Origin of the sequence: Rhodoferax potami, assembly GCF_032193805.1 — a bacterium.
Classification (GTDB): Bacteria; Pseudomonadota; Gammaproteobacteria; order Burkholderiales; family Burkholderiaceae_C; genus Allorhodoferax; species Allorhodoferax potami_A.
The window spans coordinates 3,253,462-3,267,436 of record NZ_JAVBIK010000001.1 but is presented as its reverse complement, the minus strand read 5'-3'; the positions used below and the strand labels follow the sequence as shown (position 1 = coordinate 3,267,436).

The window sequence follows — 13,975 nt, the reverse complement described above, 5'->3', positions numbered from 1 at the left end:
CCACCGCCATGTCCACTTCTGCTACCACCTCCACGCCCACCTTGGCCCAGCTGGAAAACGCCAGCGAATTCCAGGCCCGCCACATCGGCATCTTTGCCGACGATGAAGCGCTGATGCTTCAGGTCATCGGCGAAAAGTCGCGCAGCGACCTGATTGCCAGCATCGTGCCTGCCAGCATTGCGCGCAAAAGCGCCATGGCGATTCCGGCGGCCATCACCGAGGCGGCTGCTCTTGCAGAACTCAAGGCGGTTGCAGGCAAGAACAAGGTGCTCAAGAGCTTCATCGGCCAGGGCTACTACGGCACCCACACCCCCGGCGTGATCCTGCGCAACATCCTGGAGAACCCCGCCTGGTACACCGCCTACACGCCCTACCAGGCCGAAATCAGCCAGGGCCGCATGGAAGCACTGGTGAACTTCCAGACCATGGTGTGCGACCTGACCGGCATGCCGATTGCCAACGCCTCCATGCTCGACGAAGCCACAGCCGCCGCTGAGGCGATGACGCTGGCCAAGCGCTCGGTCAAGAGCAAGAGCAACACCTTTGTGGTGGCCGGCGACTGCCACCCACAAACCATCGAAGTGATTCAAACCCGTGCCAAGCCGCTGGGTATCACCGTGCAGCTGGCGAACTCTGCTGCCGAGTGGGACGCGGCACTCGCGGGCGACTACTTCGCTGTGCTGGCCCAGTACCCCGCCACCAGCGGCCGCATCGACGACTTGCGCGCAGACGTGGCCAAGGTGCATGGCAAGCAAGCCGCTCTAATCGTGGCGGCTGACCTGCTGGCCCTGACCCTGCTGACCCCACCCGGTGAGTGGGACGCAGACATCGTGGTGGGCACCACCCAGCGCTTCGGCATGCCGCTGTGCAACGGTGGCCCGCACGCTGCCTACATGGCCTGCCGCGACGAATACAAGCGTTCCATGCCCGGCCGTTTGGTCGGCGTGAGTGTGGATGCGCACGGCAACCCCGCCTACCGCCTGGCCCTGCAAACCCGCGAGCAGCACATCCGCCGCGAGAAAGCCACCTCCAACATCTGCACCGCACAGGTGCTGCCAGCCGTGGTGGCCAGCATGTACGCCGTGTACCACGGCCCTGCCGGGCTGACCCGCATCGCCCAGCGTGTGGCTACCTTCACCGCCATCCTGGCGGCGGGTCTGCGCGCCTTGGGCCATGTGCCCACCAGCGACACGGCGTTTGACACGCTGACCATCAAGACCGGATCTGCTACTAAATCGATAGCTGCTCGCGCAGTATCCATGGGCGCCAACGTGCGAATTTACTTTGAAGAGTACATCGCCATCTCTCTGGACGAAACCACCACCCGTGCAGACATTGCTTTGTTGTGGAGCCTGTTTGCCGCCGACGGCCAGGCCCTGCCCACCGTGGAAGCATTGGAAGGCGGAGCGGAGTCGCTGATCCCCGCCGCCCTGCGCCGCACCAGTGTATTTTTGAGCCACCCGGTGTTCAACACCCACCACTCCGAGACCGGCATGCTGCGCTACATCCGCATGCTGAGCGACAAGGATTTGGCGCTGGACCGCAGCATGATCCCGCTGGGCTCCTGCACCATGAAGCTCAACGCAACCAGCGAGATGATTCCCATCACCTGGCCCGAGTTCGCCAACATCCACCCCTTCGCACCCGCTGACCAGCGCGAGGGCTATGCCGAGCTGGACGCGCAGTTGCGCGCCTGGCTGTGCGCCGCCACCGGCTACGCGGGCATCAGCCTGCAGCCCAATGCCGGCAGCCAGGGCGAATACGCCGGCTTGCTGGTCATCAAGGCCTACCACGAGGCCCGTGGCCAGGGCCACCGCAACATCTGCCTGATCCCCAGCAGCGCACACGGCACCAACCCTGCCAGCGCCATGATGGTCGGCATGACAGTCGTAGTGACCAAGTGCGATGACAACGGCAACGTGGACATGGCAGACCTGCAGGCCAAGTGCGAACAGCACAGCGCCAATTTGGCCGCGGTGATGATCACCTACCCCAGCACCCACGGCGTGTTTGAGACCTCGGTCAAAGAGCTGTGCGCGCTGGTGCACCAGCACGGTGGCCGTGTGTATGTGGACGGCGCCAACATGAACGCGCTGGTGGGCACTGCGGCCCCCGGCGAGTTTGGTGGCGACGTGAGCCACCTGAACCTGCACAAGACCTTCTGCATCCCCCACGGCGGTGGCGGCCCCGGCGTGGGCCCGGTGTGTGTGGTGGAAGACCTGGTGCCCTACCTGCCCGGCCATGCCACCGGCGGTGTGCCTGGCACGGGCGCAGTGAGCGCCGCGCCTTTGGGCAACGCAGCCGTGCTGCCCATCAGCTGGATGTACTGCCGCATGATGGGCCCGGACGGCCTGCAGCAAGCGACCGAAGTCGCCATCCTGAGCGCCAACTACATCAGCGCCCGCTTGGCCGACCATTACCCCACGCTGTACGCATCAAGCAACGGTCATGTGGCCCACGAGTGCATCCTGGATTTGCGCCACTTCAAGGAAACTTGCGGTGTGATGGCCGAGGACGTGGCCAAGCGCCTGATGGACTATGGCTTCCACGCCCCCACGCTGTCCTTCCCCGTGCCCAACACCTTGATGGTAGAGCCCACCGAGAGCGAAACGCTGGCCGAGCTGGACCGCTTCATCGACGCCATGATCGCCATCCGTGGCGAAATTGCGCAAGTCGAGGGCGGTGTCTGGCCACAGGACAACAATCCCTTGAAGCATGCTCCCCACACCGCTGCCAGCGTGATTGGCGCCGCGTGGGACCGCCCTTACAGCCGTGAGGTTGGTGCCTTCCCTGTAGCTACCCTGAAGGCGGCCAAGTACTGGCCTACTGTGGGCCGGGTGGACAACGTGTATGGCGATCGCAACCTGTTCTGCAGCTGCGTGCCTGTGGCGGATTACGCCAGCGCATAAAGGAAGGTCTCACACCACTAACCATGGTTTTCAGGGCGGCTGTGCATTGCATGCCGCCGCCCTTGCCGGGCTGGCCCCGGCATCGCAGCGGGAGAGCCTGCCGCCCACCCGGGCAGCAGCGCCGAAGGAGCAACCACCCCGGAAACTCTCAGGCACCCAGGACCGCTGTGATCGTTTGCACTCTGAAGAGCTGCCGCGCATTTGTCCGCCGGCACACCGCAGGAGCAAGCCCGCTGCCCACCAGGCAGCGGGTGAATCTCTCAGGTCTCAAACAGAGGGGGCTCGCCTGGCACACAGTGTGCACAGGCGTGTTCCCTTGTTTGCGACACACCTGAAAGAGCTCTCATGAAACACATTGCCATCATTGGCGGCGGCATCACCGGCGTTACCAGCGCCTACACCCTGGCCAAGGCCGGCTACAAGGTCACCCTGATCGAGAAGAACCGCTACGCGGGCATGGAAACGTCCTATGCCAACGGCGGCCAGCTCTCGGCCTCCAATGCCGAGGTCTGGACCCACCCCAGCACCCTCGTGAAGGGGCTGAAGTGGATGTTCACCAAGGACGCGCCCTTGCTCATGAACCCCGCCCCCACCTGGCACAAGCTGAGCTGGATGACCGAGTTTGTGGCCTCCATCCCCAAGTACCGCGAGAACACAGAAGCCACCACCCGCCTGGCCATTGCAGCACGCGAACACCTGTTTGCCTGGGCTCAGGCAGAGGGCATTGACTTCGACCACCAGCGCAAGGGCATCCTGCACATCTACCGCAACAAGGCGGGTTTTGAACATGCGGGCAAAGTCTCCACCATGCTGGCCGCAGGTGGCCTGCAGCGCCGCACGGTCACGCCGGAGGAAATGCGCGCCATAGAGCCCACCCTGCAAGGAACCTACTACGGTGGCTATTACACCGAGAGCGACTCCACCGGCGACATTCACAAGTTCACCCACGGCCTGTCGCAAGCCTGCGCGCGCCTGGGCGTGACCACGCTTTATGGCCACCAGGTCGCCAGCGCCAGCACCGACGGCACCGTCGCGACGCTAGAGTTGCAACACGAGGGCGGAGCTGAGACCCACAGGTTTGACGGAGTGGTGGTCTGCGCCGGTGTGCACGGCCGTGGCATTGCCGCGCAACTCGGCGACCGGCTGAACATTTATCCGGTCAAGGGCTATTCGATCACCGTGGCGCTGAACGACGAAGCCAGCCAGCAAGCAGCACCTTGGGTCAGCCTGTTGGACGACGAAACCAAGCTGGTCACCAGCCGCCTTGGGGCAGACCGTTTCCGCGTGGCAGGCACTGCCGAGTACAACGGCATTGACTACGACATCCGCGCCGACCGCATCCGCCCGCTGATTGCCTGGGTAAACCAGCTGTTCCCCAGTGTGAACACCCGCCGCTGCGAACCCTGGGCCGGCCTGCGCCCCATGATGCCGAACATGATGCCCCGCGTGGGTCGCGGCAAGCGCAACAACGTGTTCTACAACACCGGCCACGGCCACTTGGGCTGGACGCTCTCCGCCATCACCGCCCACCAGTTGGCAGGGCATGTGCACCAGCAGCTCCCGGCCTGATCTACCATTTCTCATCGCCCTTAGGAAACCACCATGGCAGTCTCCGTATTCGACCTGTTCAAAATCGGCATCGGTCCCAGCAGCTCGCACACGGTAGGGCCCATGCGGGCGGCCCGCCTGTTTGTGGGCCGCCTGCAGCATGAGGGGCTGCTGGCGCGCACCACCACCGTGCGCTGCTGGCTGCATGGCTCCCTGGGCGCAACGGGCAAGGGCCACGCCAGCGATGTAGCGGTGCTGCTGGGCCTCTCCGGGCTGGAACCCGACACGGTGGAGGTGGAGCAGATTGCCCCCACGCTGGCCAGCATCCGCGGCAACAAGAGCATCCAGCTGGCGGGGCAGCACGCAATTGCCTTCAACGAAAAAGAAGATCTGCTCTTCATGCGCGCGCCCCTACCCTTCCATGCCAACGGCATGCGTCTGGTGGCGCTGGATGCTGCAGGCGAAGAGCTGGCCAACCGCATCTACTACTCCGTAGGCGGCGGCTTTATCGTGAGTGACGAGGTAGCCGCCGACGGCAGTCGCCAAAAGGTGATCGCTCCAGACGCTACCGTGCTGCCCCTGCCCTTCACCAGTGGCGAAATGCTGCTGGAGGTGGCACGCCGCGAGGACTTAAGCATTGCCCAGGTGATGCGCCGCAACGAGCAGCACTGGCGCAGCGATGCCGAGATTGACGCTGGCCTGCTGCGCATCTGGAATGTGATGCAAGACTGCGTGAAGCGCGGTTGTGCGACCGAGGGCGTGCTGCCGGGCGGCTTCAAGGTCAAGCGCCGCGCCAAGGCCCTGCGTGATGCGCTGGTGTCCAAACCTGAGGAGGCCTTGCGCGATCCACTGCAGGTGCTGGACTGGGTCAACCTCTATGCCCTGGCCGTGAACGAAGAAAACGCCGCAGGCAGCCGCGTAGTCACCGCACCCACCAACGGGGCGGCCGGCATCATCCCCGCGGTGCTGCACTACTACAGCCGTTTTGTGCCGGGCGCGAGTGATGCCGGTGTGATCGACTTTTTGCTCACCGCAGCGGCCATCGGCATCCTATACAAAGAGAACGCCTCCATCAGCGGGGCCGAGGTGGGCTGCCAAGGCGAAGTGGGCGTGGCCTGCAGCATGGCCGCCGCCGCCCTGTGCGCGGTGATGGGCGGCACGCCTGAGCAGGTGGAGAACGCCGCCGAAATCGGCATGGAGCACCACTTGGGCCTGACCTGCGACCCGGTGGGCGGGCTGGTACAGATTCCGTGCATCGAGCGCAACGCCATTGCATCGGTCAAAGCCATCAACGCCGCCCGCATGGCGCTGCGCGGCGACGGCAGCCACTTCGTGAGCTTGGACAAGGTCATCAAGACCATGCGCGAAACCGGCGCGGACATGAAGACCAAATACAAAGAGACAGCCCGCGGCGGGCTGGCGGTGAACATCGTGGAGTGCTGATCGGTAGCGCCTGAGCGCCTTGGCGAAGGCACAATTCCTGTTTACTTCAGGGGAGTCGGGTCATGCTCAAAAGTGCGTTCTTTGCTTTAACGATTACAGCTGTTTTGACGGGCTGCGCAGGCCTGCCAAACAGCGCACCCAGCGGGTCTGTGGGGGTGGACGGCGTGGCGTGCGTCGGCACCCCGCAGGCACCTGCACAAGGAGTGCAGGCCTCCGATAACCCGGCCTTGATGGCCATGGCCCGGCTGCCCAGCGACAAGGGCGGCGTGTGCGAAGCCAAAGTGCTGGCGGTCACCGCACCGGTGGTGCTGTACCGGGTGTTTGATGCTGACAAGCCCTACACCCGATGGGGCGGCTGGTGGTCTCTGCAGCCGCCTTCGGGCACCAAGGAGCAATACCGTGCGGACAACGCCATCTGCCCGGAATGGAGCCCTTTGAACAAAGTGGTGTCCTGCCAGGTGCGGCCGGGCACACAGCTGGTGATAGGCACCACCCAAAGCGCGCAGTGTGCCGATGGCAGCATCTACCCCAAGACAGCCCAAACCCAAGTGTTTGTGCCCAACGACAGCCGCGCCGGCATCGTGCATGTGGGCGCGTGCAGCGCGTTGAACGACTGGCCTTGAGGCCGCAGATCAGGCCAGCGCGTTGCGCACGATGGCGGCGCGCAGGCGGGTCAGCTCTTCCACACCCAATATGTCGCGCAGTTGGGCCACGACGCGGCTGACGGCGGCTACATCGGTGATGGGTTCGCCTTCCCACTCGGTACCCATGTGCTCGGTGCCCAGCACTTCGGCAAACTGGCGATAGGTTTCTGTCATGCGCTGCACACTGCCCTCACCTTCGGGGAACAAGCGCTCGGCGCGGTCGTTGGCGCCTATTCGGCGCAGGGCCCGCTCAAAGGGTTCCAGCCGGGCCTCCACATCGCGGGTGATCCAGAGCACGTATTTCTGTTTGATTTGCAACAGGCGGTCGGAGTGGTCCAAGGCTTCCTGTGTGGGACCTTCGCGAAACAGAGTGCGCAATGCGGACAAAACTTCGGCCACATATTCCTCGCAAAAGGCCACGTGCTTGTCAAAGGCGGTAGACGCCATGTGCGAGCCCGCCGCGAGTGAAAAGCGCTGCTGAGATTCAGCGAGCTGGTTCTCCTGCTGACGCTTGGCCTGCTCGCGCAGGATGTCCACCACCACCGCCGACAGCGCGCCGAAGATGGGCACGGCCGCCAGCGTTTGCACCAGCTCACCGTGCGGCAGCAACAGCACAGCGCCCAGCGCGACGAGGATGACGGCCAACAGAACCAGAATGTGTTTGCGTTGCATACGAGCAAGGGGAGAGCTTTACCAAAGCACGACTGTAGCGCGACAGTGCCCCTGCGCTGTACAAACACAGATTGCTATCAAATAGATAGCTGGATGCGCACAAGAAATGAGCGATACAGGCACTTTTGATGCAGAAGCACTGTGTGATAAACAACTGCTTGCAAGCAGATTACAAAGCTTTACCCACGTTTGCCAAAGCTGCAAACGCGCTTCACAGCCGGCGCGCACCATGAAGGTCCCTTCACTTAGGAACCTCTCCATGAAAAAACTGTTGATCACCTCTTTTGTTCTCGGCTCTTTGACAGCGGGCTCTGCCTTTGCCGCAGGCCCCACGGCTGCCCCGGACCTGTCCGGCTTCAGCATCGGCACCAACGCCGAGTTCTCTCGCGGCAGCGTGACGGCCAACGACGGCAGCTCGGACGGCGGGGCCACCACCAGTGCCGGCATCAATGCCCGCTATGACTGGGCCCTGACGCCCACCTTCGCAGTCGGCCTGGGCGCCAGCTACAGCACCGGCAACCATGCGTTCGGCAGCTACGCCAACGGCACCGCAGCAAACATCAACAGCCGCTATTCGATTGACATCGTGCCCACGGTAGCCCTGTCCAATGACATTCAGTTGTTCGGCAAGGTCTCCTCGATTTACGGGAACGCGGCTTCCAGCGACGGCGTCAACAACCACGATGTGCAAGGCGTGGGCTACGGTGTCGGCGTGCGCAAGATGCTGGACAAAAATTTGTACGTGCAGGCCGGTTACGACCTGAACAAATTCCGCGATGTGACCTACAACAATGGCACCACTGCCAGCCTGCAAGAGAACGTGTACAGCGTGGGTATCGGCTACAAGTTCCGCTAACCAACGCAGCAAAACATGGGGTAACGCTGGGCCCCCAACCACCGGGGGCCCGGGCTGAAACCCGTTACTCCCGAGCGGCTGAATGGATAAGCTGCAGTTTTTCAGGGCGCGCGCGATAAGCAGGTAAATTCGAGGGGTCCTACCCCCTCGCTATTGACCCAACCCGACGCTGCGCCCATGCCCACTTCCACACCCGCCCTTCCCTACTGGACGATTGCTTGGCCCTTGGCTGCCTGGGCGCTTCTGGCAGGCCAGGCCGCGGGCATGACGGGCAGCATCTTCATCGGGCTCATGGCCGTGGGCTTGGTGGGTGCGGTGTTGGCGGCAGTGCACCATGCAGAGGTGGTCGCCCACAAGATCGGCGAGCCCTACGGCACGCTGGTGCTGGCGCTGGCGATCACCATCATTGAGGTGGCACTCATCGTGTCCATGATGCTGGCCGGAGGCCCTGCCACCACCGCGCTGGCCCGCGACACGGTGTTTGCGGCTGTGATGTTGATTCTGAATGGCATTGTGGGCATTTGCCTGTTGGCCGGCGGCAGCCGCCACCGGGAACAAACCTTCGGGCAGCTGGGCGTCAGTGCATCGCTCACCACACTGGCTGCGATTGCGGTGCTCACGCTGGTCTTGCCCAACTACACCACCAGCATTGCAGGGCCGGTCTACACGGCCAGCCAATTGGCGTTTGTGGCGATCGTGTCGCTCGTGCTGTATGGCACTTTTGTGCTGGTGCAAACCGTGCGCCACCGCGATTATTTTTGCCGGCCCAAGCGGACTCTGACAGCCATGCCCCCCCGCCCTCGGGCCGGATAGCGGCGGCCAGCAGTTTGTTGCTGATCGTGGGCCTGGTCGCCGTGGTGCTGCTTGCCAAAGGCCTGGCGCCCACCATCGAGGCGGCAGTGGCCCACGCGGGTGCGCCCAAGGCAGTGGTGGGCATCATCATCGCCATGGTGGTGCTGCTCCCTGAAGGGCTGGCAGCCTACCGCGCAGCCCAAGCCAACCGCCTGCAAACCAGTTTGAACCTGGCGCTGGGCTCGGCGCTGGCGAGCATCGGCCTGACGATTCCGGCCGTTGCGATTGTTTCTTTGGCCACGGGCTGGACGCTCACGCTGGGGCTTGATCTGAAGTCGGTGGTGCTGCTACTTTTGTCACTGTTTGTGACCAGCCTCTCCTTGAGCACCGGCCGAACCACGGTGTTGCAAGGCACCGTGCACTTGGTTCTGTTGGCGACCTACCTGTTCACCACCATCGTGCCCTGAAGACCCAAACTGTTGATTTCTAGGCATTTCCGCGAGGGCAATGCTAAATTAGGGCTTGGTCCAAGGAGTCTTCATGCGCAGGGTTTCCGTTTGGCTAGTCTTTATGTTCACCGTTTTGGGCGGGCTAATGGGGTGCTCCCCTGCGGATACCGAGCGCCCCCTAACCTACGTTGACACACCACCTGCCGACAGCGCGCCGGTCTACCGCTTGGCAGTGCACCCCCTGTACAACCCCCACAAACTGACCGAAATTTATCGCCCTCTGATCAACTACCTCAATGCCCGAATCCCCGGGGTGCGCATGGAGATAGAGGCGTCCCGCGACTACGCCGCGTATGAGGCAAAGATACGCAACGCTGGGCCCGCCTTCTTGCTACCCAACCCCTTGCAAACCCTGCTGGCGCAGCAATCGGGTTACCGGGTGATCGCTATGGCGGGCGACCCCAAGGACTTCAAAGGGATCTTCATCGTTCGCAAAGACTCGGGCATCCGCAAGCCTGAGGACCTGAAAGGCAAGGCCGTGAGCTACCCCTCCCCTACCGCTTTGGCGGCCGCGATCATGCCCCAGGCGTTTTTGCACAGCCAAGGCTTGCGTGTCATGCAAGACATAGAGAACCAATACGTCGGCTCCCAAGAGTCTGCGATTTTGAACACCTACATGGGCACCTCAGCGGCCGCAGCCACCTGGCCACCGCCTTGGCGCGTCTTTCAAAAAGACCATCCGGAAGAAGCAGCCCAACTGCAACAAATATGGGAAACACCGCACCTGATCAACAACTCGGTGATGGTGCATGCGCGTGTGCCTGAAAAGCTAGCCAAAGAGGTGCAGGCCCTGTTGTTGGGTTTGAACCAGTCCCCGGAAGGCAAACAGATCTTGCAGTCCCTGGAGACTGCGGTGTTTGCCGCAGCCGATGATCGGAGCTACGAAGTGGTTCGCAATTACCTGCAAGAGTTCGAGACAACCGTGCGGCCCGTGATGCTGCCAACGCCCTGATGAGCCGCCATTTCTCGTTACGCACACTGCTACTGGGCAGTCTGCGGCGTCAACTCATGGCCGGTATGGGGATCGTCGTCAGCCTGATGATGGCCATGCTGGTGTGGCAGTGGGCAGCCAGACAGCACGCCGACCTCAAAAACCAACAAACCGAGCAAGCCATCGCTTTGGCGGAGAGCATTGCGCTGTCATCGAGTGTCTGGGTTGCCTCGCGCGATGTGGCCGGGCTCCAGGAAATCGCCACCAACTCAGCGGGCTACCCGGATGTGCGATTTGTGATTTTGCTGGACCGGCAAGGCCAAGTGCTGGCGCACTCGGACCCCGCGTTTCTCGGCAAATTTATGCCCGATCTTCCGGCAAGCGCCAGTGCCGAGACGACGATTATTCAAAATGCCAGCTCGCTCCTGGATCTGGCCAGCCCCGTCATGCTGGACAAGGAGCATCTGGGCTGGGTGCGAATCGGGATTGGGCGCACCCAACTGGACACACGCATCAAAGAGCTGCTGAAAAGCGGTCTGATTTATTTGTTCAGTGGCGCCTTGATGATTGTGTTTTTTGCGTCGGTCACAGGCCGCTATTTCACCCGCCGCCTGAGTGCGATCAGCCGGGTCGCTGAGGCAGTGCGCACCGGCGATACCAGCCAGCGGGTGAGCATGCGGGGCACAGATGAGGCTGCAAGCCTGGCGCGTGAGTTCAACAACATGCTGGATACCCTGCAGCAGCGCGAAAGCGAGCTGATGCAGTCAAAGGATGCCCTGCGGATTGCAGCCACCGCCTTTGAGTCCAACGATGTGATGTTTGTGTGCGATGCCCAGTGGCGCATTCTGCAAGTCAACCGGGCCTTTGAGCGGGTGACGGGCTACACCCCGGAATACGCAGTCGGCAAAACACCCCGCGATTTGCTGGGCTCTAACCTGCAGCGACAAGACTTTTACGACACGGTGGACGAAACCATCAAAGCCCATGGTAGCTGGCAAGGCGAGGTGTGGGACAAGCGGAGCAACGGCGAAACCTTCCCCGCCTGGAGCACGATTACCGCCGTCAAGAGCGCATCAGGGCAATTGACGCACTATGTGGCCAACCTCTCCGACTTCAGCTCCCGCAAAGCGGCTGAGAACGAGATCAAAACACTGGTGTACTACGACGCGCTCACCATGCTGCCCAACCGGCGCATGCTGATGGACCGGCTGACCACCGCGCTGCACACCGCGCTGAGCCAGCAGCGTTTGGGCGCGCTGTTGTTTGTGGATTTGGATGATTTCAAAACCTTGAACGACACGCTGGGCCACCACCAGGGCGACAGGCTGCTGCAACTCGTGGCAGAGCGCTTGCAAGCGTGCGTGCGCGGGGCAGACACCGTCGCCCGCCTCGGCGGCGATGAATTTGTGGTGATGCTGGAGGGCTTGAGCGACAACCGCCCCGACGCCGCCAGGCAAGCCGAGCAAGTTGCGGCAAAGGTCATGGCTGCCCTGAATGTGCCTTATGAGCTCGGCTCTGCGGTGCGCAGAAGCACACCCAGCGTGGGAATCACCTTGTTTGGCGACCAGGATGAGCTGATTGACGAGCCGCTCAAGCGCGCCGACCTCGCCATGTACCAGGCGAAAGCGGCGGGCCGCAACACCGCCCGCATGTTTGACCCCCAAACCCAGGCGGCAGTCACATTGCGCTCGGAGCTGGAAGCAGCTTTGCGCCAAGCGCTCGAGCAAGAGCAGTTTGTTCTGTATCTGCAACCGCAGATCTCCAGCCAGAACGGCGTGGCACGGGTGACCGGTGCCGAGGCGCTCATCCGCTGGCAGCACCCCACCCGCGGGCTGATCGGACCGGTGGAGTTCATCGGTATTGCCGAAGAGTGCGGCATGATCATTCCGATCGGGCAATGGGTTTTGCGCACCGCCTGCAAGCAGCTCGCGCAATGGAGCACCGTGCCCGACTTGGCGCACCTCACGATTGCGGTCAACGTGAGTGCCAAGCAATTCCACGAACCGGACTTTGTGCATCAGGTGCTGGCGGAGCTGGAGCGCTCTGCAGTGCCACCACGGTGCCTGAAGATTGAGATCACCGAGAGCATGTTGATCTCGAATGTCGATGAGGTCATCGCGCGGATGGAGGAACTCCAGCAACACGGGGTCGGCTTTGCGATGGACGACTTCGGCACCGGCTACTCATCCCTCACCTACCTCAAGCGGCTACCGCTCGACGTTTTGAAGATTGACCAGAGTTTTGTGCGCGATGTGCTGGTCGACAGCAACGACGCCGCCATCGTCAACATGATCGTGGCGCTCGCTAACAGCTTGGGCCTGAATGTGATTGCAGAAGGCGTGGAAACTGCCGAACAAATGCGCTACCTGGCGCAGCAAGGGTGCCACGCCTACCAAGGCTATTTGTTCAGCAAGCCGGTATCGGCCCGGGAGTTTGAAGACCGGCTTGCTTCTTTCATCAAGCCAGTCACCAACAGCGCGCTGGCTACGAACTAAGCGCTGCCGGCAATCGGCTTCAGCGTGGGCACCACATCGCCACATTGGGCGCGGTGGCGCAGGGCGTGGTCCATCACCACCAAAGCCAACATGGCCTCGGCAATGGGCGTGGCGCGAATGCCGACGCAGGGGTCGTGGCGGCCTTTGGTTACTACCTCGGTGGGGTTGCCCTGCGAGTCAATCGAGGCACGTGGCGTGATGATGGAGCTGGTGGGCTTGATGGCAATGCTCACCTCCAAATCCTGTCCGGTGGTGATGCCACCCAACACGCCACCGGCGTTATTGGTCGCAAAGCCTTCAGGCGTTAATGAATCGCCATGGGTCGTGCCGCGCTGCGCCATGCTGGCAAAGCCGGCGCCGATTTCCACGCCTTTGACGGCGTTGATACCCATCATGGCGTAGCCGATGTCGGCATCCATCTTGTCGAACAAAGGCTCACCCAAACCAACCGGCACATTGCTGGCGGTGACGCGGATGCGGGCGCCGCAGGAGTCGCCGGCTTTGCGCAGGGCATCCATGTAGTCCTCAAGGGCCTGCACATCGGCCACGGGGGCGAAAAAAGGGTTGTTGGGCACGTGGTCCCACGACTCGAACGCGATAGGCAACTCACCCACTTGGGTCATGCAGCCACGAAATTCGGTGCCATATGTTTCTTTGAGCCATTTCTTGGCCACAGCACCTGCCGCCACCATGGGCGCCGTCAGGCGGGCGCTGGAACGGCCACCGCCGCGCGGATCGCGGATGCCGTATTTCTGAAAGTAAGCGTAGTCTGCATGGCCGGGGCGAAAGGTGTCGAGGATGTTGCCGTAGTCCTTGCTGCGCTGGTCGGTGTTCTGAATGAGCAGCGCAATCGGGGTACCCGTCGTTTTGCCTTGGTACACACCACTGAGTATCTGCACCGCGTCCGGCTCATTGCGCTGGGTGACGTGGCGGCTGGTGCCTGGGCGGCGGCGGTCTAGATCGATCTGGATGTCAGCCTCCGACAGTTCCATGCCCGGGGGGCAACCATCGATGATGCAGCCGATGGCCGGGCCGTGGGATTCACCAAAGTTGGTGACCGTGAATGTGTGTCCGAAGGTATTGCCGCTCATAGTGCCCCGATTATCCCTGACGCGACTACCGCCCCCGGTAACCAGGCTGGAACAGTTTATGCATCGTGCTGCAGTGCACCATTTC

At 62.4% G+C, this 13,975-nt stretch carries 9 protein-coding genes, 1 pseudogene and 2 riboswitches; of the genes and pseudogenes, 8 read left to right on the top strand and 2 right to left on the bottom strand.

Features of this window, described 5'->3' with window-relative positions:
* Nucleotides 1-8 precede the first annotated feature (8 nt).
* From gcvP to RAE19_RS15740, 4 genes are all read left to right on the top strand, one after another.
* Complete coding sequence (gene gcvP, locus RAE19_RS15755) at nt 9-2,909, top strand: aminomethyl-transferring glycine dehydrogenase (RefSeq protein WP_313875773.1); 2,901 nt, start codon at nt 9-11, stop codon at nt 2,907-2,909.
* Between the two features lie 78 nt (nt 2,910-2,987).
* A riboswitch (glycine riboswitch) is annotated at nt 2,988-3,084 on the top strand.
* Nucleotides 3,085-3,194: riboswitch (glycine riboswitch) on the top strand.
* Between the two features lie 60 nt (nt 3,195-3,254).
* On the top strand, nt 3,255-4,478 hold the full coding sequence (locus tag RAE19_RS15750; RefSeq protein WP_313875772.1) for a D-amino acid dehydrogenase: 1,224 nt from the start codon (nt 3,255-3,257) through the stop codon (nt 4,476-4,478).
* A 33-nt stretch (nt 4,479-4,511) separates the two neighbouring features.
* Nucleotides 4,512-5,900 (top strand): L-serine ammonia-lyase, encoded by a 1,389-nt coding sequence (locus RAE19_RS15745; protein ID WP_313875771.1) that lies wholly within the window; start codon nt 4,512-4,514, stop codon nt 5,898-5,900.
* A 62-nt stretch (nt 5,901-5,962) separates the two neighbouring features.
* Entirely contained in the window at nt 5,963-6,523 is a 561-nt protein-coding gene (locus RAE19_RS15740; RefSeq protein ID WP_313875770.1) for a hypothetical protein, read from the top strand.
* A 9-nt stretch (nt 6,524-6,532) separates the two neighbouring features.
* Here the strand turns inward: RAE19_RS15740 and RAE19_RS15735 are convergent, their stop codons facing one another.
* On the bottom strand, nt 6,533-7,216 hold the full coding sequence (locus RAE19_RS15735) for a hypothetical protein (protein WP_313875769.1): 684 nt from the start codon (nt 7,214-7,216) through the stop codon (nt 6,533-6,535).
* 259 nt (nt 7,217-7,475) lie between these two features.
* On the opposite strand from RAE19_RS15735, the gene RAE19_RS15730 reads away from it, so the two are divergent.
* From RAE19_RS15730 to RAE19_RS15715, 4 genes and pseudogenes are all read left to right on the top strand, one after another.
* Nucleotides 7,476-8,072, top strand: a complete 597-nt coding sequence (locus RAE19_RS15730) for an outer membrane beta-barrel protein (RefSeq protein WP_313875768.1) — start codon at nt 7,476-7,478, stop codon at nt 8,070-8,072.
* A 177-nt stretch (nt 8,073-8,249) separates the two neighbouring features.
* Nucleotides 8,250-9,331, top strand: a pseudogene (locus RAE19_RS15725) (calcium:proton antiporter).
* Nucleotides 9,332-9,434: 103 nt separating this feature from the next.
* Nucleotides 9,435-10,325: a phosphate/phosphite/phosphonate ABC transporter substrate-binding protein gene (locus RAE19_RS15720; RefSeq protein WP_313875767.1), complete on the top strand. Its 891-nt coding sequence runs from the start codon at nt 9,435-9,437 to the stop codon at nt 10,323-10,325.
* Complete coding sequence (locus RAE19_RS15715; protein WP_313875766.1) at nt 10,325-12,799, top strand: EAL domain-containing protein; 2,475 nt, start codon at nt 10,325-10,327, stop codon at nt 12,797-12,799. Before RAE19_RS15720 ends, RAE19_RS15715 begins: the two co-directional genes overlap by 1 nt.
* Here RAE19_RS15715 and aroC read toward each other — a convergent pair.
* The gene (gene aroC / locus RAE19_RS15710; protein ID WP_313875765.1) at nt 12,796-13,890 is read right to left on the bottom strand and encodes a chorismate synthase; all 1,095 of its coding nucleotides are present in this window, start codon (nt 13,888-13,890) and stop codon (nt 12,796-12,798) included. The two genes, RAE19_RS15715 and aroC, sit on opposite strands and share 4 nt — an antisense overlap.
* Nucleotides 13,891-13,975 lie beyond the last annotated feature (85 nt).

Bases quoted from the DNA above. Each gene is read 5' to 3' on its own strand.
- RAE19_RS15720 (WP_313875767.1), top strand. From the start codon at position 9,435: ATGTTCACCGTTTTGGGCGGGCTAATGGGGTGCTCCCCTGCGGATACC.
- RAE19_RS15750 (WP_313875772.1), top strand. From the start codon at position 3,255: ATGAAACACATTGCCATCATTGGCGGCGGCATCACCGGCGTTACCAGC.
- gcvP (WP_313875773.1), top strand. From the start codon at position 9: ATGTCCACTTCTGCTACCACCTCCACGCCCACCTTGGCCCAGCTGGAA.
- aroC (WP_313875765.1), bottom strand. From the start codon at position 13,890: ATGAGCGGCAATACCTTCGGACACACATTCACGGTCACCAACTTTGGT.
- RAE19_RS15715 (WP_313875766.1), top strand. From the start codon at position 10,325: ATGAGCCGCCATTTCTCGTTACGCACACTGCTACTGGGCAGTCTGCGG.
- RAE19_RS15740 (WP_313875770.1), top strand. From the start codon at position 5,963: ATGCTCAAAAGTGCGTTCTTTGCTTTAACGATTACAGCTGTTTTGACG.
- RAE19_RS15730 (WP_313875768.1), top strand. From the start codon at position 7,476: ATGAAAAAACTGTTGATCACCTCTTTTGTTCTCGGCTCTTTGACAGCG.
- RAE19_RS15735 (WP_313875769.1), bottom strand. From the start codon at position 7,216: ATGCAACGCAAACACATTCTGGTTCTGTTGGCCGTCATCCTCGTCGCG.
- RAE19_RS15745 (WP_313875771.1), top strand. From the start codon at position 4,512: ATGGCAGTCTCCGTATTCGACCTGTTCAAAATCGGCATCGGTCCCAGC.